The organism is Azotobacter chroococcum, assembly GCF_004339665.1.
GTDB lineage: Bacteria > Pseudomonadota > Gammaproteobacteria > Pseudomonadales > Pseudomonadaceae > Azotobacter > Azotobacter chroococcum.
This window is the reverse complement of the sequence record NZ_SMMU01000001.1, coordinates 349,454-369,819: the sequence shown is the minus strand read 5'-3', so window position 1 is coordinate 369,819 and position 20,366 is coordinate 349,454. Positions and strand designations below refer to the sequence as shown.

Below are 20,366 nucleotides of genomic sequence, written 5' to 3'. Positions count from 1 at the left end.
GATAGGGGAAGGCGGCGCTTTTCGGGCGCCCACGCGGGAGCGTGGGCGCCATCGTTCTTCCCATGTCATTGGAACACTTGTTTGAGGAAGGCCTGCATGTCGGCCCAGGAGCGCTCGTCGGCTTCCTTCTGGTAGGCGACGTCGAGGCCGTGGCTTGCGTGGGCAGCGGCGTCGGGGTTGGTGAAGCTGTGCCTGGCGCCGGGGTAGCGGTTGAACTGGTAGTCGGCGCCGGCCTGCTCCATCTCGTGCTTGAAGTTGGCGATGTCCTGGTCGCTGACGAAGCTGTCGGCCTCGCCGTGGGCGACCAGCACGCGGGCCTTGACGCTGCCGGGGGTGGCCGGCGTGGTGGTGGCGAGGCTGCCGTGGAAGCTGACCACTCCGGCCAGCGGCACGCCCTGGCGGGCCATGTCCAGCACCACCCGGCCGCCGAAGCAGTAGCCGATCGCGGCGATCTTCCGGCCGTCGGTCTGCGGCTGGGCCTTGAGCAGTTCCAGGCCGGCGAGGAAACGCCCCTTGGCGTTCTCGGCGTTGGCCGTGGCGGCCTGCATGAAGGACTGGGCGTCGGCGGGGTGGGTGGTGTTCTTGCCCTGGCCGTACATGTCGATGGCCAGGGCGCTGTAGCCGAGGCCGGCGAGGTCGCGGGCGCGGCGCTTGGCGTAGTCGTTCAGCCCCCACCATTCGTGCACGACCATGACGCCGGGGCGTGGGCCTTCGAGGGCATCGTCGTAGGCGTAATAGCCCACCAGCGGAGTGCCGTCGGCGCTTCGGTAGGTCAGCTCGCGGGTCTGGATCTCCGCCAGACTGGCGGTGCTGAAGGCCAGCAGAAGCAGGCCGGGCAGGTAGTGATGCATGCGAATGTCTCCCTTTCGTTGGTCTTGGCGATGGCTGCTAATCCTAGCTGGCCGCTGGCGGAATCTCGCCTCCTGGCCGGCGGATATCCGCCCGATCAGGGCTGCGTGGCCGGGTTTTTGTTCTGTAATTTTTTGATTTTAAAGGAATATTTTTTGTTTTGGTGGGCTGGCATATGCCTTGCCTTACAGATTGGACAGCCCCGCCTGCGGGGATACAAGAATCTCCCCGGAGGAGGGAGGTACCCAGTCTGGTGGCGTCCGTATCCAGGAAGGAGTTCAGGCGTCGCTTGTGAGGACCTTGCAATGTCCAATCAACAACAACCTTTCTACAAGAGTCTGTACGTTCAGGTGCTGGTGGCCATCGCCGTCGGCATCGCGCTGGGGCATTTCTATCCGGAAACCGGGGAGGCGATGAAGCCGCTGGGTGACGGCTTCGTCAAGCTGATCAAGATGGCCATCGCCCCCATCATCTTCTGCACCGTGGTCAGCGGCATCGCCGGCATGCAGGACATGAAGGCGGTCGGCAAGACCGGCGGCATCGCGCTGCTGTACTTCGAGATCGTTTCCACCGTGGCCCTGGTCATCGGCCTGGTGGTGATCAACATCGTGCAGCCGGGCGTCGGCATGCATGTCGATGTTTCGAGCCTGGACGCCAGCAGCATTGCGGCCTATGCCAAGGCCGGCGGCGAGCAGAGCACCATCGGCTTCCTGCTCAACGTGATCCCCAGCACCGTGGTTGGCGCCTTCGCCAACGGCGACATCCTGCAGGTGCTGTTCTTCTCGGTGATCTTCGCCTTCGCCCTGCAGCGCATGGGCGACTTCGGCCGTCCGGTGCTGGAGTTCATCGACCGCATCGCCCACGTGATGTTCGGCATCATCAACATGATCATGAAGGTCGCGCCCATCGGTGCCTTCGGCGCCATGGCCTTCACCATCGGCAAGTACGGCGTCGGTTCGCTGGTGCAGCTGGGCCAGCTGATGCTGTGCTTCTACATCACCTGCGTGTTCTTCATCCTGGTGGTGCTCGGTGGTATTGCCCGCGCCAACGGCTTCAACATCCTGCGCTTCATCCGCTACATCCGCGAGGAGCTGCTGATCGTGCTCGGCACCTCGTCCTCCGAGTCGGTGCTGCCGCGCATGCTGAAGAAGATGGAGAAGCTCGGTTGCCACAAGTCGGTGGTCGGCCTGGTGATTCCGACCGGCTATTCCTTCAACCTCGACGGCACCTCGATCTACCTGACCATGGCCGCGGTGTTCATCGCCCAGGCCACCGATACGCCGATGGACATGACCCAGCAGCTGACCCTGCTGGCGGTGCTGCTGGTCGCCTCCAAGGGCGCAGCGGGCGTCACCGGCAGCGGCTTCATCGTGCTGGCGGCCACCCTGTCGGCGGTCGGCCATGTGCCGGTGGCCGGTCTGGCACTGATCCTCGGCATCGACCGTTTCATGTCCGAGGCCCGCGCGCTGACCAACCTGATCGGCAACGGTGTGGCCAGCGTGGTGGTGGCCAAGTGGGTCGGTCAGCTGGACAGCGAGCAGATGCAGCGTGAGCTGGCCAGCCAGGGCAAGGAGGCTGCCGTCGAGGCCGCCGCCGAGCCGGTCCTGGTCACTGAAGACGCCGCTCGCCGCTGAACTCCAGCACCGCCCGGCAGCGACGGCAGAGATACCGGCGACCGCGCAGCACCAGCGAATGGCGCTGCGCGGTGAAGGGAAACTCGCCGTCCGGGCACTGGCAGCGGTACAGGTAGTGGGTCGCCCGGCGGCGCTGCACGGCATAGTCGTGGCAGCGCTTGGCCGGCAAGTCGTAGACCTCCTGCATGATCCGCTGCCACTCCTCCCCATGGGGCCTGATCCCCATTCCGAACAGCTGATAGGCCACCAGGTGCGCCACTTCGTGGGCTACAGTCTGGCGCAGGAAATCCTCGCGGTTCTCCTCGTACAGCCGGGCATTGAAGCGCAGCAGGTTTTCCCGCGGATAGGCCACGCCCGCCTTCTGGCCGCGCAGCTGCAGGCTGACCTGCGGGCGCGCGAAGCGGCGTTCGAAGAAGACCTCGGCCTGGCAGAAGCAGGCGTCGACACGGGCAAGAATCAATTCGGGCATGGGGCGATACCTCCTGTTCGCGCCATTATGCCGAAAGCCGGACGGCGGTCAGGGCTGTCTCGCGCCTGTCCGTCGGTCCCGTTCCCCGGAACCCTCCCAGCGGACGCTCGCGGCGGGGCGCCTCGCCCCGTCTTTTCCCGGCGCAGAGACACCGAGGCCGCCCCTGGGGGCGGCCTCGCGGTTGCGGATGAAGGCGGCTGCGTTCAGCTGGTATAGGTCGGGCCCATGCCGAAGCCCCAGAGGATCACCGAGATGCCGATCATCGCCACCAGCAGCACCAGGCCGACGGCGAGCACCGAGCTGGAGAACAGGAAGCCTTCCTCGCGGGGGATGTTCATGAAGGTCGGCAGGCCGACGTAGAGCAGGTAGGTCGTGTAGCAGACCGCCACAGTGCCGACGACCATGGCCAGCCAGAGGTTGGGGTAGAGCGCCGCGAGCCCGCCGACGAACATCGGCGTCGCGTTGTAGGCGGCGAACACGATGCATTGCGTCAGGCTCGGATTGGCATCGTAGGTGCGCGCCATCCAGTGGATGAAGCCGCCCATCATCGCCACCCCGGCGAGCATCGCCAGGTAGGTCATGACGCTCATCTGCAGAGCGCTCGCCACCGTCAGTCTGACCGGCTCGCCGCCGGCCACGCTCCAGCCGACCTGGGTCGTGCCGATGAAGGCCGAGACGGCGGGAATCGCCGCCAGGAACAGGACATGGGTGAGATACATGTGCCTGATGCTTTCCTCTTCGCCACGGATTTCCTGCCACTCCTGATCGGGGTGGGTGAACAGCCCCCAGACATGGTTGATCATGCCAACTCTCCTCTTTTATTTTTAACGGCCGCTCCAGAGTGCCCCCGCGTCTGCGCCAAGTTCCGATGCGGCCTCGCGACCTTGCAATCGGAGTATAGAAGCCGTCTGGAAACCGCGCAGATCGCGGCTTTAGAGTGATTTGCTCTCTTTGGGGAAAGGGTGATAACGCTACATTATTACAGCCCGGGGACGGCAGCTCGCGCCAAGTCGGGGGCCGGCAGCCCGTTGCGCATCATTTGCGCGTAAAATGCCCGGCCTTTCGTACCTTCCGGATTCACAGCACCATGGGCACCCTTTCGGTCAATCAGAACAAGCTGCAGAAGCGCCTGCGCCGCCTGGCCGGCGAGGCAGTCACCGACTTCAACATGATCGAGGAGGGCGACAAGGTGATGGTCTGCCTGTCCGGCGGCAAGGACAGCTACACCATGCTCGACGTGCTGCTCTACCTGCAGAAGGTGGCGCCGATCAAGTTCGAGATCGTCGCGGTGAACATGGACCAGAAGCAGCCGGGCTTTCCCGAGGACGTGCTGCCGGCCTACCTGAAGTCCATCGGCGTCGAGTACCACATCATCGAGAAGGACACCTACTCGGTGGTCAAGGAGAAGATCCCCGAAGGCAAGACCACCTGCTCGCTGTGCTCGCGTTTGCGCCGCGGCACCCTCTACACCTTCGCCGACCAGATCGGTGCGACCAAGATGGCGCTCGGCCATCATCGCGACGACATCGTCGAGACCTTCTTTCTCAACCTGTTCTACGGCGGCACCCTGAAGGCCATGCCGCCCAAGCTGCTCTCCGACGACGGCCGCAACGTGGTGATCCGCCCGCTGGCCTACTGCAGCGAGACGGACATCGAGGCCTACGCCAGGCTGAAGGAATTCCCGATCATCCCCTGCAACCTCTGCGGCTCCCAGGAGAACCTGCAGCGCCAGGTGGTCAAGGAGATGCTGCGCGAGTGGGAGCGCCAGTCGCCGGGGCGCACCGAGATCATGTTCCGTGCCCTGCAGAACGTGCACCCCTCGCAGCTGGCCGACCGCAAGCTGTTCGACTTCGCCGGCCTGCGCATCGACGACGAGGCCACGCCGCGCTTCGTCGATGTGATGAGCCTGTGAGACTCATCCGGACGGCCCGGTTGAAAACCACCGGGCCGCTGGAGTAAGGTTCGGACATCTCATGGAGAACAGCATGCCGCTCAGCCTCGATCTTCCGTCCCTCGTCCACGCCGGTGCCGCGCGCACTGCGCCGGGTCGTGCGCGGCAGGTCGCGGCTGCCGGTTATTACTTCGGGTATTGGTTTAGCCACAGGCGCGCCTGATACCCCGCAGGCGCCCCAGCAAGCAGGGTCGCCACCAGAAGTTTTCGCAAACCCCCGGTCGGCAACCAGACCGGGGGTTTTGTTTTTCCGGCCGCCAAAGGCCCGCACAACGAGGAATCGCCGATGACCAGCTATCGCAGCACTTGCCGTCATTACCGCCATGACTGGCGATTTAGCCGCTTCGCCGCCGTCCCGACCGCTCTCGAACGAACGACCGAACGAACAATCGACTAGTGCCGCCGCGGGATCGCCCGCGCCGGCCAAGGACCGCCAGATCATGAATGCATCCGTTTCCGCCCAGCTCGCCACCAGCCCCCTCGCCACCGCCGAGTCCGTTCCCGCCCGCCGCAGCGCCCAGCCGTTGCCCAGTCCCGCCGTGCTGCGCCAGCGCCTGCCGCTGAGTCCTGCGCTCGCCGCACGTGTCCAGGCCGACCGCGCCGCCATCCGCGCCGTGCTCGACGGCCGCGACCCGCGCCTACTGGTAGTGGTCGGCCCCTGTTCGCTGCACGACCCCGAATCCGCACGGGACTACGCCGCGCGCCTGGCCGAGCTGGCGCCGCAAGTCGACGACCGGCTGCTGCTGGTGATGCGCGCCTACGTCGAGAAGCCGCGCACCACCGTCGGCTGGAAAGGCCTGGTCTACGATCCGCACCTGGACGGCAGCGGCGACATGGCCGAAGGCCTGCGCCTGTCGCGCCGGCTGATGCTGGACATTCTCGAGCTGGGTCTGCCGCTGGCCAACGAGCTGCTGCAGCCGCTGGCGGCCAGCTACTTCGACGACCTGCTCGGCTGGGCGGCTATCGGCGCGCGCACCAGCGAGTCGCAGATCCACCGCGAAATGGTCAGCGGCCTAGACCTGCCGGTGGGCTTCAAGAACGGCACCGACGGCAGCCTGGGCATCGCCTGCGACGCCATGCGCTCGGCCGCCCATGCCCATCGGCATTTCGGCATCGACGAGCTGGGCCATCCGGCCCTGCTGCAGACCCGCGGCAACCCGGACACCCATCTGGTGCTGCGCGGCGGCCACGGCGGGCCGAACCACGATGCGGCCAGCGTCGCCGGCGCCCGCCAGGCGCTGGAGCGCCAGGGCATCACGGCGCGGATCATGGTCGACTGCAGCCACGCCAACAGCGGCAAGGACCCGCTGCGCCAGCCGGCCGTGCTGGACAGCGTGCTCGAGCAGCGCCTGGCCGGCGATGCGAGCCTGCGCGGGGTGATGCTGGAGAGCCATCTGTTCGACGGCTGCCAGCCGCTGTCCGGCGCGCTGCGCTACGGCGTCTCGATCACCGACGGCTGCCTCGGCTGGAGCGCCACCGAAGGGCTGCTGCTGGACGCCGCCCGGCGCCTGCGCGGCTGAATCGCCGCCGCTCCGCGTCACTGCGCACTTGCGGAGCGGCACCGCCTGCGGGCAACCTGTGCGGCCGCTTTTCACGGACCGGACTCACAGGATGCGCGACTACCAATGGCTGCACGGATACTGTCTCAACCGCTTTGGCTCGCCGGCGGCGCTGGAGGCGCAGTTGCCGCAACCGAAGAGCGCCGACGAGCTGCGCGCGCTGCCCGATGATCGCTATCTGTCGCTGATCGCCCTGCGGGTGTTTCGCGCCGGCCTCAAGCACAGCCTGGTGGACGCCAAATGGCCGGCCTTCGAGGCGGCCTTCTTCGGCTTCGATCCGCACAAGGTAGTGCTGATGGGCGCCGAGCATCTGGAGCGGCTGATGCACGACGAGCGGCTGATCCGCCACCTGGCCAAGCTCAGGAGCGTGCCGCTCAATGCCCGCTTCGTGCTGGAGGTGGCGCAGGAGCAGGGCAGCTTCGGTGCGCTGATCGCCGACTGGCCGGTCGCCGATATCGTCGGCCTGTGGAAGTACCTGGCCAAGCACGGCAACCAGCTCGGCGGCCTGTCGGCGCCGCGCCTGCTGCGCATGGTCGGCAAGGACACCTTCATCCCCACCGAGGACGTGGTCGCCGCGCTCAAGGCCCAGGGCATCGTCGACAAGGCGCCGACCAGTCAGAAGGAACTGGCCGCGGTGCAGGCCGCCTTCAACCGCTGGCAGGCGGAAAGCGGCCGACCGATGTGCCAGCTGTCGGTGATGCTCGCCCACACCGTGAACCACTGAAGGGGGCCGGTCGCCAGGGAAGGCGACCGAAGGTCTTTTCCCTCCGGCGCTTCCTGGGCTTCACTGAGCCGGGCATCGATTGGTTGGCGAGGGCGGTCAGGGAGCGCTTCCGTCCGAAGGAGACTGAATGGAAGACGGTATCGAGCGGATCGCCGGCGCGCTGCGGCGCGCCGAGCGCATCCTGGTTATCAGCGGGGCGGGGCTTTCCGCCGACTCCGGCCTGCCCACCTATCGCGGCCTCGGCGGCCTCTACAACGGCTGCACGGCGGAAGGCCTGCCGATCGAGGCGGCGCTGTCCGCCGGCATGCTGCGGCGCGACCCGGCGCTGTGCTGGAAGTACCTCGCCGAGCTGGGCCGCGCCTGCCTGGCGGCCCGGCCCAACGCCGGCCACATGGCCATCGCCGAGCTGCAGCGGCGCAAGCCCGGCTGCTGGGTGCTGACCCAGAACATCGACGGCTACCACCGTGCGGCCGGCTCGCCGCCGGAGCGGCTGATCGAGATCCACGGCGAACTGGCGCCGCTGTATTGCCAGAACTGCGGCAGGCGCAGCGACGAGTTGCGCGAGCACCTGGAGCGGCCGCTGCCGCCGCGCTGTGCGCAGTGCGGCGGGGTGCTCCGCCCGCCGGTGGTGCTGTTCGAGGAAATGCTCCCCGCGCACGCCTGCCAGACCCTCGCCGAACAGCTCGCCCGCGGCTTCGATGTGGTGCTGGCAGTGGGCACCACGGCGAGCTTTCCCTATATCGTCGAGCCGGTCCTGTGCACCTGGCAGTCCGGTGGCTTCACCGCGGAAATCAACCCGCAGCGGACCGATCTCAGCGACATCGTCGACATCCATCTGCCGGGGCGGGCATCCCAGGTCCTGCCGGCCCTGCTGGAGCGTCTTGCCCGCGGCTGAGTACCGCACGCTTATCGCTGCTCCCCTGTGAAAGCCAGCCGGAACGAGCGCGAAAGCGCACGCGTGATGGCGAAATGATTTTGCGACGGGTTGTCGCAGGGAAAACACACGCCGGCAGCTCCAGAAATCCCCTCTAGAAGGCCTCTAGTCCAGGCTGTAACCCGCGCAGATCCTGGGCTCGGCTGGTTTTGGCGGGTGCCGTGGAGTTGTGTGGGGAATACGACACTGCCTGTGCGGCGGGCATCCGAAAACGCCTCTTTTGTCACAATCCGCACAGGGAGAATTTGTAAATCGTTCTCGTCACAGGCATAGTCGCCGGCCATTAGACCTTTAGATAAGCGTTTGCCCATGCTGAATCGTCTCGCAACCCTCGTGCCCCTGGCGCTCGCCGTTCTCCTGACCGGCTGCGCGGGGCAGGCTCCGCAGCAGGACTTCTCCGCTCCCAAGCGGGTATCCCTGACCCAGGAGCCCAGCCAAAAGGATCTGGCCGCGCTGAACGACGGCTATCGTCTGCCGGCCATGGCCGACAGCATTCTGGTACGCGGTTTCGGCCTGCTCGGCACGCCCTACCGCTACGGTGGCAACTCGGAAGACACCGGTTTCGACTGCAGCGGCTTCATCGGCTACCTGTTCCGCGAAGAGGCGGGCATCAAGCTGCCACGCTCGACCCGCGAGATGATCTCCCTCGACGCGCCCCGCGTGGCCCGCAATGAGCTGGCCCCCGGCGACCTGATCTTCTTCAACAACCGCGGCCGCGGCCAGGTCAGTCACGTCGGCGTCTACATCGGCAATGGCCGTTTCCTGCATTCCGCCAGCCGGCGTGGCGGCGGCGTGCGGGTGGACAGCCTGAGCGACGGCTACTGGAATGCCAGCTACCTGCAGGCCAAGCGGGCCCTGGTGATGGCGTCCAACGACAGGCAGGCGCCGGCCGGTCGCCCCATGGTGCTGGCTGCGCAGCACGACTGAAGCCTCCGCTTTCGACAAGGCCCGATCCCGGCGACGTGATCGGGCCTTTTCATTGGCGTCGGGGGAATGGCCAGGCGGTGGCTTGCGCGGGCTGCCGCCTGTCGGCAGAGTAGGGCGATTCGACAATCGGACTGTCGCCCATGCCCATTCAGGCCCGCCTTGCCCTGGCCCTTCTCGCCGCGTTGCTCGCGGCCTGCTCCGCCCGCTCTCCCACGCCCGATGCGCTGCCCGATGCAGGTCCCCCACCGGCGGCGGAGGACGTGCTGGTCCGCGCGCTTGGGCTGGTCGGCACGCCCTATCGCTGGGGCGGCAACACCCCGGGTTCCGGTTTCGACTGCAGCGGGCTGATCAGCTATGTCTACCGCGAGGCGGCGGGCCTGCACCTGCCGCGCTCGACCCGCGAGATGCTCGCCATGCGCGCGCCCGGCGTGCGTCCCGGGGCCCTGCGCAGCGGCGACCTGGTGTTCTTCGCCACCGACGGCAGCGGCCGGGTCAGCCATGCCGGCATCTATGTGGGCGAGGGGCGTTTCGTGCACGCGCCCTCCAGCGGTGGCACGGTGCGTCTGGATCGCCTGGCCGACGGCTACTGGCAGGGGCGCTACCTGGGCGCCCGGCGCGTGCTGCGCGGCATGCCGGTGGCGCGTCAGCCCTGACGGACGGGCCGTCAGGCCAGTCCAGCGAGCCAGTCGCGCAGCACCTGCTGTCCGCGCTGGCGCAGCTCTTCCCCCACGTCCTTCGCCTGCCGGCGGATCGTCACCGGATCGATCCCGCTGGCGGACAGCTCCGCGGCATGGCCGATCAGCCACTGCTCGATCCGCGCGGGATCGGCTTCGAGGTGGAACTGCAGGCCCAGCACGGCATTGCCGAGCATGAACGCCTGGTTCGGGCAGATCTCGGTGCGGGCGAGGAGGGTAGCGCCCGGCGGCAGCTGGAACATGTCGCCATGCCAGTGCAGCACGGTGCCGCCGTCGCCCAGTGCGCCGAGACAGCCGGCGGCGCCTTCCGTGGTCAGCTGGAGAGCGCCGAAGCCGATTTCCTTGACGCCCATCGGCGCGACCTTCGCCCCCAGGACGCGGGCGATCAGTTGGGCGCCCAGACAGATGCCGAGCAGCGGCTTGCCGCTGCGCAGCCGCCTGCCGATCAGCTCCAGCTCCGCTAGCAGGAAGGGATAGGTGGCTTCATCGTAGGCGCCGATGGGCGCGCCGAGGACCACCAGAAGGTCGGCCGCCTCCACGTCCAGCGCGGCCAGCTCGGTCGGGTCCGTGACGCCGGGATCGGCATAGCGGATCTGGTAACCCAGTTCTTGCAGCACGGGGGCGAAGACGCCGAGATCCTCGAAGGCGACGTGGCGGATGGCGATGGCGGTTTTCATGCCTGTACCGGCTCCATGTTGTGGGTGTAAGAAGGCAACCTATGCGAAGGGCTGGCCGGTTGTCGAGATCGGCGGGCCGCCAACGACCATCGAGGAGTTCCAGCATGCACGACGCCCTTCCTGATCTCGCCCGCCGCCTGCGCGATGCCGTCCGCGTGGTGTTCTTCACCGGCGCCGGGGTGTCTGCCGAGAGCGGCATCCCGACCTTCCGCGACGCCCAGACCGGGCTCTGGGCGCGCTACCGCCCGGAAGAGCTGGCCAGCCCGGAGGGCTTTCGCGCCGATCCGCGCACCGTCTGGGAGTGGTATGCCTGGCGCCGCGAGAAGTGTCTGGCCGCCGAACCGAACCCGGCGCACCTGGCCATCGCCGAGCTGGAGCGGCGGCTGCCCGGGGTCACGCTGATCACCCAGAACGTCGACGGCCTGCACCAGCGCGCCGGCAGCCCGGCGCCGCTGGAGCTGCACGGCAACCTCCACCGGCTGAAGTGCTTTCGCTGCGAGGCCGACGGCGGCGACTGGCCGGCGACGCTCGACAGCCTGCCGCACTGTGCTTGCGGCGGCCTGCTGCGTCCGGCGGTGGTCTGGTTCGGCGAGAACCTGCCGGGCGAGGTGCTGAGCCGGGCCAGCGAGGCCGGCCTGCGGGCCGGGCTGTTCTTCAGCGTCGGCACTTCCAGCCTGGTCTATCCGGCCGCCGAGCTGCCGTTTTCGGCCAAGCGCCGCGGCGCTTTCGTGGTCGAGATCAATCCGCAGCCGACGCCGCTCAGCCGGCATGCCGACCTCTGCCTGCACGGCCCGGCCGGCAGCATCCTGCCGCAGTTGCTGGCTGCGCTGGAGGACTGAGCGTCGGCTATCGCAACATGAGCGGATCTCATGATGCCGGACGATCCGTCTCATTGTGCCCGGCCGGCGTTTCCACTACCCTGCGCGCCTCGCTTCAGGTGCCCTTCGCACGAAGGGTGAAACAGGGAAGCCGGTGCGTGCCGCGATGATCCGCGACACAAGGCCGGCGCTGCCCCCGCAACGGTAGACGAGTCGCGAAACCGCCGTAAGGCCACTGTGTCCCGCATGGGCACGGGAAGGCGTGGTTTCGGAAGCCGCCGCATGGCGCTTCGCTCGTGAGCCCGGAGACCGGCCTGTCGCGATTTCTGGCGGCGCGGAGAAGGCTGCAGGCAGGTTTTGCCTGAGCGCTTTCCCGCCCGCTTTCGCTGATTTCAGGCCGTGCGGGTGGCGCGGCGGAGAACCGATCTTGATTCGCAAGCCCTGTTTCGGGCCGGCGGCGTCCGCGCTGCTCGGCCTTTTTTCCCTTTCCCCGGCCCAGGCGGCCGACGAGCCCCTGAGCCTCGACGCCACGGTGGTGACCGCCGCACGCAGTGCCCAGACCCTGCGCGACAGCCTCGCTGCGGTGAGCCTGATCGAGCGCGACGACATCGAGCGCAGCCAGGCGCAGTCGGTGCCCGAGCTGCTCAGGCAGGTGCCGGGAGTGTCCATCGCCAACAACGGCGGCCACGGCAAGTCCACCTCCGTCTACCTGCGCGGCACCGAGTCCGACCATGTGCTGGTGCTGATCGACGGCGTGCGCGTCGGCTCGGTGACCACCGGCACCGCCGCCTGGCAGGATCTGCCGGTGGAGATGATCGAGCGCATCGAGGTGGTCCGAGGGCCGCGCTCCAGCCTGTACGGCTCGGAGGCCATCGGCGGGGTGATCCAGATCTTCACCCGCAAGGGCGGCGACGGCGCGCCCAAGCCGTTCTTCTCCGCCGGCTACGGCACCCACGACGCCTACACCGGCAGCGCCGGGGTTTCCGGCGGCAACGCCCACGGCTGGTACAGCCTGGCCCTGAGCAGCGAGGACACCGACGGCATCAACGTGAAGAGCCCCGGGACCAGCGGCTACGAGAACGACGCCGACGGCTACCGCAACCACTCGGCCGCGCTGCGTGCCGGCTGGCGCTTCGACAACGGCCTGGAACTGGAGGGCACCTTCCTGCGCGCCAAGTCGCACAACGACTACGACCAGGTGAACCGCCGCAGCACCGCCGGTTTCTCCGCCAACGCCGACGGCGAGCAGAACGTGGTCAGCGGCCGCGCCCGCTTCAGCCCGCTGGCCTTCTGGCAGGTCACCCTGCAGGCCGGGCGCAACGAGGACAAGTCCGACACCTATCAGGACGGCAGCTTCTATTCGCGCTTCGACAGCCGCCGCGACAGCGCCAGCTGGCAGAACGACCTGACCCTGGCCGAAGGCCACGTCCTCACCCTGGGCGTCGACTACCAGCGCGAGGAGGTCAACGGCAGCACCGACTACGACGAGGACTCCCGCGAGAACAACGGTGGTTTCATCCAGTACCTCGGCGAATACGGCCGCCACGACTGGCAGATTTCCCTGCGCCGCGACAACAACGAGCAGTTCGGCCAGCACGAGACCGGCAACATCGCCTACGGCTACGCCCTGACCGACGCCCTGCGCGCCACCGTCAGCTACGGCAGCGCCTTCAAGGCGCCGACCTTCAACGAGCTGTACTACCCCTTCTACGGCATTCCCGACCTCGAGGAGGAAACCTCCCACAGCGTCGAGGTCGGCCTGGCCGGCACGCACGACTGGGGGCACTGGTCGCTGAACGCCTACCGTACCAAGGTGGACGATCTGATCGTCTACGATTCTTCCATCGAAGGGCCGGCGAACATCGACGAGGCGCGCATCCGCGGCCTCGAGCTGGTGGTCGGCAGCCGCACCTTCGGCTGGGACTGGAGCGCCAACTACAGTCTGCTGGAGCCGGAGAACAGCGGTTCGGGCGACAATGATGGCAACGAGCTGCCGCGTCGCGCCTCGCAGATGTTCAACCTGGAGCTGGACCGGCGCCTCGGCGATTTCGCCGTCGGTGCCACGCTGCACGCCGAAGGCCGGCGCTACGACGACGTGGCCAACGACAACGAACTGTCCGGCTACGCCACCGTGGACCTGCGCGGCGAATACCGCATCACCCCCGAATGGCGTCTGCAGGCGCGCGTCGCCAACCTGCTGAACGCCGATTACGAAACCGCCCTGGGCTACAACCAGCCGGGGCAGGCGGTGTATTTCACCGTCCGTTACCAGGCGCTGTGAGGCGCCTCCGGCCGGCGGGCCGGAACCATCCACAAGGAGAACGCAGCATGCTCAACCTGTCCCCCCGCAGCCAGCTGGTCGTCGGTGTGGCGCTGGCCCTGCTGATGGCCATGACCCGCGGTCAGCACTTCGCCACCCTCAACCTGCCGAGCGCCTCCTGGGCGGTGTTCTTCCTCGCCGGCGCCCTGCTGCGCCCGCGCTGGGTGTTCCCGGCGCTGTTCCTCGAAGCCACGCTGCTCGATTTCGTCGCCACCGGCTGGATGGGCGTGAGCGACTGGTGCCTGTCGCCGGCCTACTGGCTGCTGGTTCCGGCCTACGGCTCGCTGTGGCTGGGCGGACGGATCTTCGCCGTGCTGCAGCGCGATAGTCTGGACCGGCTGGACAGCCTGGCCGTGCTCTGCCTGGCGGTGATCTGCAGCGCCTTCGTCGGCTACCTGTTCTCCGGGGGTGGCTTCTACTTCTTCTCCGGCCGCTACCCGGAGCCGGCGTTCGCCGAGTTCGTGCAGCGCGTGCTCGTCCACTATCCGCGCAACCTGGCCAACCTGGCGCTCTACGTGGGCCTCGCCGCGGCGCTCTACGCCGGCTTCGCCGCCCGCCTCAAGGCCCAGCGGGCGCAGGAAGCCCGCGGATGAGCGAGTCGCCGGAACGGGACGCGCGCCACAAGGCGCGCATGCAGCGCAAGAAGGCGGTGGTCGACGGGAAGATCGCCCAGGCCACCGACGAGCACGGCCTCTTGCTGGTGCACACCGGAAACGGCAAGGGCAAGAGCAGCGCGGCCTTCGGCATGGTCGCCCGCGCGCTCGGCCATGGCCTGCGGGTCGGCGTGGTGCAGTTCATCAAGGGTGCCGCCAGCACCGGCGAGGAGGCCTTCTTCCGGCGCTTTCCCGAGCAGGTGCGTTACCACGTGATGGGCGAGGGCTTCACCTGGGAGACCCAGGACCGCCAGCGCGACATCGACAAGGCCTGCGAGGCCTGGGTGGTGGCCCGCGAGCTGCTCGACGATCCGTCGATCGACCTGGTGCTGCTCGACGAGCTGAACATCGCCCTGAAGTACGGCTACCTGGAGCTGGAGCCGCTGCTCGCCGACATCCAGGCGCGGCCACTGCACCAGCATGTGGTGGTGACCGGCCGCGGCGCGCCGCCCGGACTGATCGAGGCGGCCGACACCGTGACCGAGATGACCCTGGTCAAGCACGCCTTCCAGGCCGGGGTGAAGGCGCAGAAGGGGATCGAGTTCTGATGCGGCGAGTGGATGCATACGGCTCGCGTAGGGCGGGTGAAACCCGCCAGGCATGGCGAAGATCCCATCGAACCCGGCGGGTTTCACCCGCCCTATGCCATGCAGGCGCGGATTCGTTCGTGGTCCCGGGCGTCGGGAGGCTCCAATGAACGAGCGCCACTGCCCGGCCCTGCTGATCGCCGCCCCGGCCTCCGGCCAGGGCAAGACCACCGTCACCGCCGCCCTGGCCCGCCATCACGTCAACCGGGGCCGGCGCGTGCGGGTGTTCAAGTGCGGCCCCGATTTTCTCGACCCGATGATCCTCGCCCGCGCCTGCGGCGCGCCGGTGCACCAGCTCGACCTGTGGATGGTCGGCGAGGCCGACTCGCGGCGCCTGCTCTGGGAGGCGGCCGGGGAGGCCGACCTGATCCTCATCGAGGGGGTGATGGGCCTGTTCGACGGCGCGCCGTCCGCCGCCGACCTGGCGCGGCGCTTCGGCGTGCCGGTGCTGGCGGTGATCGACTCCGCGGCCATGGCGCAGACCTTCGCCGCCGTCGCCCATGGCCTGGCCACTTTCCAGACCGACCTGCCGTTCGCCGGGGTGCTGGCCAACCGGGTCGGCAGCACCCGTCACGGCGAGATCCTCCGTGACAGCCTGCCGGCGCACTTGCCCTGGTACGGCGCGCTGCCGCGCAGCGCCGAGATCGAGCTGCCGAGCCGCCACCTGGGGCTGGTCCAGGCCGCGGAGCTGGCCGATCTCGACGCCCGCCTGGACGCCGCCGCCGCGGCCCTGGCCGCCAGCGCCGGCACCGACCTACCGCCGCCGGTGGCCTTCGCCGCGCCCGCACAGGCGGTGCCCGGGCCGCTGCTGGCCGGGGTACGCATCGGCGTGGCGCGCGACGCCGCCTTCGCCTTCCTCTACCAGGCCAACCTGGAGCTGCTCGAGCGGCTCGGCGCCGAGCTGGCGTTCTTCTCGCCGCTGGACGATGCCGCGCTGCCGGCGGTCGACAGTCTCTATCTGCCGGGCGGCTATCCCGAACTGCACCTGGACCGGCTGGCCGGCAATGCGCCGCTGCGCGCGGCGATCCGAGCCCACCATGAGGCCGGCAGGCCGATCCTCGCCGAGTGCGGCGGCATGCTCTACCTGCTCGACGCGCTGACCGACCTCGACGGCCGGCGCGCGGCGATGCTCGGCCTGCTGCCCGGCGAGGCCTGGATGCAGCCGAAGCTGGCCGCCCTGGCGCTGCAGGAGGTCGAGCTGGACGGCGCGCGCCTGCGCGGGCACAGCTACCACCATTCCACCCTGGCCTGCGCGCTGACGCCCGTCGCCCACGGCGAATGCCCCAACTACCGGCGCACCGCCGAGGCGGTCTACCGCCGCGGGCGGCTGACCGCCAGCTACATCCATTTCTACCTGCCCTCGGCGCCGCAGGCGGCGGCCGCGCTGCTGCGGCCCTGAGGCGCGGGTGAACCCACGGGAATTGCGATGAACCCCCACGCCTTCAGCGACGCCGAGCGCGCCGCGGTCTACCGCGCCATCGCCGAACGCCGCGACATGCGCCATTTCAGTGGCGGCAGCGTGGCGCCGGAGCTGCTGGCGCGCCTGCTCAACGCCGCGCACCAAGCGCCCAGCGTCGGCCTGATGCAGCCTTGGCGCTTTATCCGCATCAGTGACGCCGATTTGCGCCAGCGCATCAAGGATCTGGTGGAAGCCGAGCGGGTGCGCACCGCCGAGGCCCTCGGCGAGCGCGCCGACGAGTTCATGCGCCTCAAGGTCGAGGGCATCGGCGACTGTGCCGAGCTGCTGGTCGGCGCCTTGATGGACGGCCGCGAGGCGCACGTCTTCGGCCGCCGCACCCTGCCGCAGATGGATCTGGCTTCGCTGTCCTGCGCCATCCAGAACCTCTGGCTGGCGGCCCGTGCCGAAGGCCTGGGCATGGGCTGGGTGTCGCTGTTCGAGCCGCGGGCGCTCGGCGAGCTGCTCGGCCTGCCGCCTGGCGCCGAGCCGGTGGCGCTGCTCTGCCTCGGCCCGGTGGAGGGCTTCTATCCGCGGCCGATGCTGGTGGAGCAGGGCTGGGCCGAGGAGAGGCCGCTGGCCGAGATGCTCTTCGAGAACCGCTGGGGCGTGCGTCCATGAGCCTGGGATTGAGCCTGCTCGCCGGCGTGGCGCTGGATGCGGTCTTCGGCGAGCCGCGGCGCTGCCATCCGCTGGTCGGCTTCGGTCGACTGGCCGACTGGCTGGAGAGCCGCTTCAACGCGGCGGAGCGCGGCCGCCGCCTCGACGGCCTGCTCGCCTGGGCCCTGGCGGTGCTGCCCCCGACCCTGCTTGCCGGCCTGCTGGCGCAACTGCCGCTGGTCGGCGAGCTGCTGGCGATCTTTGCCCTCTACGCCGCGCTCGGTCTGCGCAGCCTGGGCGAACACGCCCGGCCGGTACTGGAGGCGCTGCAGCGCGGCGATCTGGAGGCGGCGCGCCGTGGCGTGGGCCGGCTGGTCAGCCGCGACACCTCGGCGCTGGATGCCGGCGGCGTGGCCCGCGCCGCCAGCGAGTCGCTGCTGGAGAACGGCAGCGACGCGGTGTTCGCCGCGCTGTTCTGGTTCGCCGTGGCCGGCGCGCCGGGGGTGGTGCTGCACCGGCTGGCCAACACCCTGGACGCCATGTGGGGCTACCGCACGCCGCGCTTCGAGCGCTTCGGCTGGGCCGCGGCGCGGATCGACGATGCCCTCAACTATGTCCCGGCGCGCCTCGCCGCGCTGACCTACGCGCTGCTCGGCAAGACGCGCCTCGCCCTGGCCTGCTGGCGCCATCAGGCGCCGCTGTGGGACAGCCCCAACGCCGGCCCGGTGATGGCCGCCGGCGCCGGCGCGCTGGGCGTCGAGCTGGGCGGCGCGGCGGTCTACCACGGCGCGCGGCACGAGCGCCCGACCCTCGGCGCCGGCGGCCCGGCCGATGCCGGGACCATCGCCGCGGCTTGGCGCCTGCTCCAGCATGGCGTGCTGCTCTGGCTGGCGCTCGTCCTGCTCGGAGACTGGCTGCATGCTTGAGCACGGCGGCCGCCTGCGCGCCGCGGCGCAGCGCTACGGGATTCCTCTGAGCGACTGGCTCGACCTGTCCACCGGCATCGCCCCCGAGCCCTGGCCCGTGCCGCCCATCCCGCTCGACGCCTGGGCGCTCCTGCCGGAAGAGGACGACGGCCTGGCCGAGGCCGCCTGCGCCTGCTACGGCGCCGTCCACGCCTTGCCGGTGGCCGGCAGCCAGGCGGCGATCCAGGCGCTGCCCCAGCTATTCGCACCGGCGCGGGTCGGCGTGCTGGCGCCGAGCTACGCCGAGCACGCCCTGGCCTGGCAACGGGCCGGCCATCGGCTGATCCCTCTGGCTGGCGGGGAGATCGAGGCGCGTCTCGACGAACTCGACGTTCTGGTGCTGGCCAACCCCAACAACCCCACCGGCGAGCGCTTCGAGCCGTCCCGGCTGCTCGACTGGCAGGCGCGGCTGGCCCGGCGCGGCGGCTGCCTGCTGGTCGACGAGGCCTTCATGGACTGCACGCCCGAATACAGCCTGGCGGTCCATAGCCAGCGGCCGGGGCTGGTCGTGCTGCGCTCGTTCGGCAAGTTCTTCGGCCTGGCCGGCGTCCGCCTGGGCTTCGTGCTGGCCGAGGCGGCGCTGCTGGCGCGGCTGCACGAGCGCCTCGGACCCTGGACGGTCAGCGGCCCGGCGCGAGCGCTGGGCCGGCAAGCGCTGGGGCCGGCCAGTGGCGTGGCGCGTGAACGACGCGCCGGCCAGCTGCAGGCGGCAGGGCAGCGGCTGGCCGAGATGCTGGATGCGCACGGGCTGACGCCGGACGGCGGCACCGCGCTGTTCCAGTGGGTCCGCACGCCCGAAGCCGTGCAGCTACACGACTTTCTCGCCCGTCGCGGCATCCTCGTGCGCCTGTTCGAGACGCCCGCCAGCCTGCGCTTCGGCCTGCCGGCGGACGAGGCCGGCTGGCAGCGGCTGGCCCGGGCGCTGGCCGATCCGGTGCGTCCCGGTAGGAGCGAATTCATTCGCGACCGGGTGAAGATGATCGCAGATGAATCTGCTCCTACATGCAAGGAGTCTTCATGGCCACTCTGATGGTGCAGGGCACCACCTCCGATGCCGGCAAGAGCACCCTGGTGACCGCGCTGTGCCGCTGGCTGGCGCGCCAGGGCGTGGCGGTGGCGCCGTTCAAGCCGCAGAACATGGCGCTGAACAGCGCCGTCACCTCTGACGGCGGCGAGATCGGCCGCGCCCAGGCGGTGCAGGCCCAGGCCGCGGGCCTGGCGCCGCACACCGACATGAACCCGGTGCTGCTCAAGCCGAGCAGCGACACCGGCGCCCAGGTGATCATCCACGGCCGCGCCGTCACCAGCATGGACGCCGCCGCCTACCACGACTACAAGCGCGTGGCCCGCCAGGCGGTGCTGGTCTCCCACCGGCGTCTGAGCGAGCAGTACCGGGTGGTGATGGTCGAGGGTGCCGGTTCGCCGGCGGAGATCAACCTGCGCGCCAACGACATCGCCAACATGGGTTTCGCCGAGGCGGTCGACTGCCCGGTGATCCTGATCGCCGACATCGACCGGGGCGGGGTGTTCGCCCATCTGGTCGGCACCCTGGCGCTGCTCTCCGAAAGCGAGCAGGCGCGGGTGCAGGGCTTCGTGATCAACCGCTTCCGCGGCGACCTGGCCCTGCTCAAGCCGGGCCTCGATTGGCTTCAGGCGCACACCGGCAAGCCGGTGCTGGGCGTCCTGCCCTACCTGCACGACCTGCATCTGGAGGCCGAGGACGCCATCGACGATCGCCAGGTGGCCAAGGAGGGCGAGCGCCTGAAAGTGGCGGTGCCGGTGCTGCGGCGGATCAGCAACCACACCGACTTCGACCCGCTGCGCCTGCATCCGCAGGTGGAGCTGAGCTTCGTCGGCCCCGGCCAGCGCATCCCGCCGGCCGACCTGATCGTGCTGCCAGGCTCGAAGAGCGTGCGCAGCGATCTGGCCTTCCTGCGCGCGCAGGGCTGGGAAGAGTCGATCCGCCGCCATCTGCGCTACGGCGGCAAGCTGCTCGGCATCTGCGGTGGGCTGCAGATGCTCGGCAACAGCATCGCCGACCCGCTGGGCCTGGAGGGTGCGCCGGGGGAAAGCCGGGGCCTCGGCCTGCTGGATCTGGACACCGTGCTGGAAGAGGAGAAGCAGCTGCGCAACGTGCGCGGCCATCTGGCGCTGGAGGGCGCAGCGGTCGCGGGCTACGAGATCCACGCCGGGATCAGTCGCGGCGCGGGGCTCGAGCGGCCGGCGGTGCGGCTCGACGACGGGCGCAGCGACGGCGCGCTGAGCGCGGACGGGCAGGTGCTCGGCACCTACCTGCACGGCCTGTTCGAGTCGCCCGCCGCCTGCAGCGCACTGCTGCGCTGGGCCGGCCTGGGCGAGGTCGTCACCCATGACTACCACGCCCTGCGCGAGCGCGACATCGAGCGCCTGGCCGATCTGGTCGAGGCGCATCTGGACACGGCGCGGCTGCGCGAACTCTGTGGCTTGTAGGCGCCAGCTTGCTGGCGATCAGCCGGTAGGGCGGGTGCAACCCGCCAGACATGGCAAAGGCCTCACCGAACCCGGCGGG

Annotated in this window: 20 protein-coding genes and 1 riboswitch; of the genes, 16 read left to right on the top strand and 4 right to left on the bottom strand. The window is 69.3% G+C overall.

Translation table 11 applies throughout. The annotated features are described in order from the left end of the window. Positions 1-65: 65 nt before the first annotated feature. Positions 66-851, bottom strand: coding sequence for a dienelactone hydrolase family protein (locus EV691_RS01750; protein WP_089168550.1), 786 nt, complete (start codon positions 849-851; stop codon positions 66-68). A gap of 303 nt (positions 852-1,154) precedes the next feature. Between EV691_RS01750 and EV691_RS01745 the strand changes: the two genes are divergently transcribed. Beyond that, positions 1,155-2,483: a dicarboxylate/amino acid:cation symporter gene (locus EV691_RS01745; RefSeq protein WP_089168549.1), complete on the top strand. Its 1,329-nt coding sequence runs from the start codon at positions 1,155-1,157 to the stop codon at positions 2,481-2,483. On the opposite strand, the gene EV691_RS01740 is transcribed toward EV691_RS01745, so the two are convergent. Continuing rightward, positions 2,458-2,952 (bottom strand): SprT family zinc-dependent metalloprotease, encoded by a 495-nt coding sequence (locus EV691_RS01740; RefSeq protein WP_131297796.1) that lies wholly within the window; start codon positions 2,950-2,952, stop codon positions 2,458-2,460. The two genes, EV691_RS01745 and EV691_RS01740, sit on opposite strands and share 26 nt — an antisense overlap. Positions 2,953-3,155: 203 nt before the next feature. Beyond that, positions 3,156-3,755 (bottom strand): Yip1 family protein, encoded by a 600-nt coding sequence (locus EV691_RS01735; RefSeq protein WP_131297797.1) that lies wholly within the window; start codon positions 3,753-3,755, stop codon positions 3,156-3,158. Between the two features lie 284 nt (positions 3,756-4,039). On the opposite strand from EV691_RS01735, the gene ttcA reads away from it, so the two are divergent. From ttcA to EV691_RS01700, 6 genes are all read left to right on the top strand, one after another. Continuing rightward, the gene (gene ttcA, locus EV691_RS01730) at positions 4,040-4,864 is read left to right on the top strand and encodes a tRNA 2-thiocytidine(32) synthetase TtcA (protein ID WP_131297798.1); all 825 of its coding nucleotides are present in this window, start codon (positions 4,040-4,042) and stop codon (positions 4,862-4,864) included. Positions 4,865-5,343: 479 nt separating this feature from the next. Continuing rightward, on the top strand, positions 5,344-6,423 hold the full coding sequence (locus EV691_RS01720) for a 3-deoxy-7-phosphoheptulonate synthase (protein ID WP_131297799.1): 1,080 nt from the start codon (positions 5,344-5,346) through the stop codon (positions 6,421-6,423). Positions 6,424-6,514: 91 nt separating this feature from the next. Next, positions 6,515-7,186 (top strand): DNA-3-methyladenine glycosylase I, encoded by a 672-nt coding sequence (locus EV691_RS01715; protein ID WP_131297800.1) that lies wholly within the window; start codon positions 6,515-6,517, stop codon positions 7,184-7,186. 127 nt (positions 7,187-7,313) lie between these two features. Further along, positions 7,314-8,081, top strand: a complete 768-nt coding sequence (locus tag EV691_RS01710; protein ID WP_131297801.1) for an NAD-dependent deacylase — start codon at positions 7,314-7,316, stop codon at positions 8,079-8,081. 348 nt (positions 8,082-8,429) lie between these two features. Beyond that, the gene (locus EV691_RS01705) at positions 8,430-9,047 is read left to right on the top strand and encodes a C40 family peptidase (RefSeq protein WP_131297802.1); all 618 of its coding nucleotides are present in this window, start codon (positions 8,430-8,432) and stop codon (positions 9,045-9,047) included. Between the two features lie 140 nt (positions 9,048-9,187). Then, positions 9,188-9,700: a C40 family peptidase gene (locus EV691_RS01700; protein ID WP_131297803.1), complete on the top strand. Its 513-nt coding sequence runs from the start codon at positions 9,188-9,190 to the stop codon at positions 9,698-9,700. An 11-nt stretch (positions 9,701-9,711) separates the two neighbouring features. On the opposite strand, the gene EV691_RS01695 is transcribed toward EV691_RS01700, so the two are convergent. Further along, positions 9,712-10,419, bottom strand: coding sequence for a glutamine amidotransferase (locus tag EV691_RS01695; protein WP_131297804.1), 708 nt, complete (start codon positions 10,417-10,419; stop codon positions 9,712-9,714). A gap of 104 nt (positions 10,420-10,523) precedes the next feature. On the opposite strand from EV691_RS01695, the gene EV691_RS01690 reads away from it, so the two are divergent. From EV691_RS01690 to EV691_RS01650, 9 genes are all read left to right on the top strand, one after another. Next, positions 10,524-11,258: an SIR2 family NAD-dependent protein deacylase gene (locus tag EV691_RS01690; RefSeq protein WP_131297805.1), complete on the top strand. Its 735-nt coding sequence runs from the start codon at positions 10,524-10,526 to the stop codon at positions 11,256-11,258. 79 nt (positions 11,259-11,337) lie between these two features. Then, positions 11,338-11,569: riboswitch (cobalamin riboswitch) on the top strand. Between the two features lie 95 nt (positions 11,570-11,664). After that, positions 11,665-13,518, top strand: coding sequence for a TonB-dependent vitamin B12 receptor (gene btuB / locus EV691_RS01685; protein ID WP_131297806.1), 1,854 nt, complete (start codon positions 11,665-11,667; stop codon positions 13,516-13,518). 47 nt (positions 13,519-13,565) lie between these two features. Then, complete coding sequence (locus tag EV691_RS01680) at positions 13,566-14,150, top strand: hypothetical protein (RefSeq protein ID WP_131297807.1); 585 nt, start codon at positions 13,566-13,568, stop codon at positions 14,148-14,150. Continuing rightward, entirely contained in the window at positions 14,147-14,758 is a 612-nt protein-coding gene (gene cobO / locus EV691_RS01675; RefSeq protein ID WP_039803421.1) for a cob(I)yrinic acid a,c-diamide adenosyltransferase, read from the top strand. The genes EV691_RS01680 and cobO overlap by 4 nt, the downstream gene beginning before the upstream one ends. A 145-nt stretch (positions 14,759-14,903) precedes the next feature. Next, a complete protein-coding gene (locus tag EV691_RS01670; RefSeq protein ID WP_131297808.1) occupies positions 14,904-16,196 on the top strand; it encodes a cobyrinic acid a,c-diamide synthase CobB in 1,293 nt (430 codons plus the stop codon). Positions 16,197-16,223: 27 nt separating this feature from the next. Then, on the top strand, positions 16,224-16,874 hold the full coding sequence (bluB, locus tag EV691_RS01665; RefSeq protein WP_090898729.1) for a 5,6-dimethylbenzimidazole synthase: 651 nt from the start codon (positions 16,224-16,226) through the stop codon (positions 16,872-16,874). Next, complete coding sequence (gene cbiB, locus EV691_RS01660; RefSeq protein ID WP_131297809.1) at positions 16,871-17,779, top strand: adenosylcobinamide-phosphate synthase CbiB; 909 nt, start codon at positions 16,871-16,873, stop codon at positions 17,777-17,779. Before bluB ends, cbiB begins: the two co-directional genes overlap by 4 nt. Continuing rightward, on the top strand, positions 17,772-18,848 hold the full coding sequence (gene cobD / locus EV691_RS01655) for a threonine-phosphate decarboxylase CobD (protein ID WP_131297810.1): 1,077 nt from the start codon (positions 17,772-17,774) through the stop codon (positions 18,846-18,848). Before cbiB ends, cobD begins: the two co-directional genes overlap by 8 nt. Further along, positions 18,836-20,287, top strand: coding sequence for a cobyric acid synthase (locus EV691_RS01650; RefSeq protein WP_131297811.1), 1,452 nt, complete (start codon positions 18,836-18,838; stop codon positions 20,285-20,287). Before cobD ends, EV691_RS01650 begins: the two co-directional genes overlap by 13 nt. Positions 20,288-20,366 lie beyond the last annotated feature (79 nt).

Excerpts from the sequence above, each read along its gene's own strand:
- EV691_RS01750 (WP_089168550.1), bottom strand. The coding sequence starts at position 851 with ATGCATCACTACCTGCCCGGCCTGCTTCTGCTGGCCTTCAGCACCGCC.
- EV691_RS01745 (WP_089168549.1), top strand. The coding sequence starts at position 1,155 with ATGTCCAATCAACAACAACCTTTCTACAAGAGTCTGTACGTTCAGGTG.
- EV691_RS01740 (WP_131297796.1), bottom strand. The coding sequence starts at position 2,952 with ATGCCCGAATTGATTCTTGCCCGTGTCGACGCCTGCTTCTGCCAGGCC.
- EV691_RS01735 (WP_131297797.1), bottom strand. The coding sequence starts at position 3,755 with ATGATCAACCATGTCTGGGGGCTGTTCACCCACCCCGATCAGGAGTGG.
- ttcA (WP_131297798.1), top strand. The coding sequence starts at position 4,040 with ATGGGCACCCTTTCGGTCAATCAGAACAAGCTGCAGAAGCGCCTGCGC.
- EV691_RS01720 (WP_131297799.1), top strand. The coding sequence starts at position 5,344 with ATGAATGCATCCGTTTCCGCCCAGCTCGCCACCAGCCCCCTCGCCACC.
- EV691_RS01715 (WP_131297800.1), top strand. The coding sequence starts at position 6,515 with ATGCGCGACTACCAATGGCTGCACGGATACTGTCTCAACCGCTTTGGC.
- EV691_RS01710 (WP_131297801.1), top strand. The coding sequence starts at position 7,314 with ATGGAAGACGGTATCGAGCGGATCGCCGGCGCGCTGCGGCGCGCCGAG.
- EV691_RS01705 (WP_131297802.1), top strand. The coding sequence starts at position 8,430 with ATGCTGAATCGTCTCGCAACCCTCGTGCCCCTGGCGCTCGCCGTTCTC.
- EV691_RS01700 (WP_131297803.1), top strand. The coding sequence starts at position 9,188 with ATGCCCATTCAGGCCCGCCTTGCCCTGGCCCTTCTCGCCGCGTTGCTC.
- EV691_RS01695 (WP_131297804.1), bottom strand. The coding sequence starts at position 10,419 with ATGAAAACCGCCATCGCCATCCGCCACGTCGCCTTCGAGGATCTCGGC.
- EV691_RS01690 (WP_131297805.1), top strand. The coding sequence starts at position 10,524 with ATGCACGACGCCCTTCCTGATCTCGCCCGCCGCCTGCGCGATGCCGTC.
- EV691_RS01680 (WP_131297807.1), top strand. The coding sequence starts at position 13,566 with ATGCTCAACCTGTCCCCCCGCAGCCAGCTGGTCGTCGGTGTGGCGCTG.
- cobO (WP_039803421.1), top strand. The coding sequence starts at position 14,147 with ATGAGCGAGTCGCCGGAACGGGACGCGCGCCACAAGGCGCGCATGCAG.
- EV691_RS01670 (WP_131297808.1), top strand. The coding sequence starts at position 14,904 with ATGAACGAGCGCCACTGCCCGGCCCTGCTGATCGCCGCCCCGGCCTCC.
- bluB (WP_090898729.1), top strand. The coding sequence starts at position 16,224 with ATGAACCCCCACGCCTTCAGCGACGCCGAGCGCGCCGCGGTCTACCGC.
- cbiB (WP_131297809.1), top strand. The coding sequence starts at position 16,871 with ATGAGCCTGGGATTGAGCCTGCTCGCCGGCGTGGCGCTGGATGCGGTC.
- cobD (WP_131297810.1), top strand. The coding sequence starts at position 17,772 with ATGCTTGAGCACGGCGGCCGCCTGCGCGCCGCGGCGCAGCGCTACGGG.
- EV691_RS01650 (WP_131297811.1), top strand. The coding sequence starts at position 18,836 with ATGGCCACTCTGATGGTGCAGGGCACCACCTCCGATGCCGGCAAGAGC.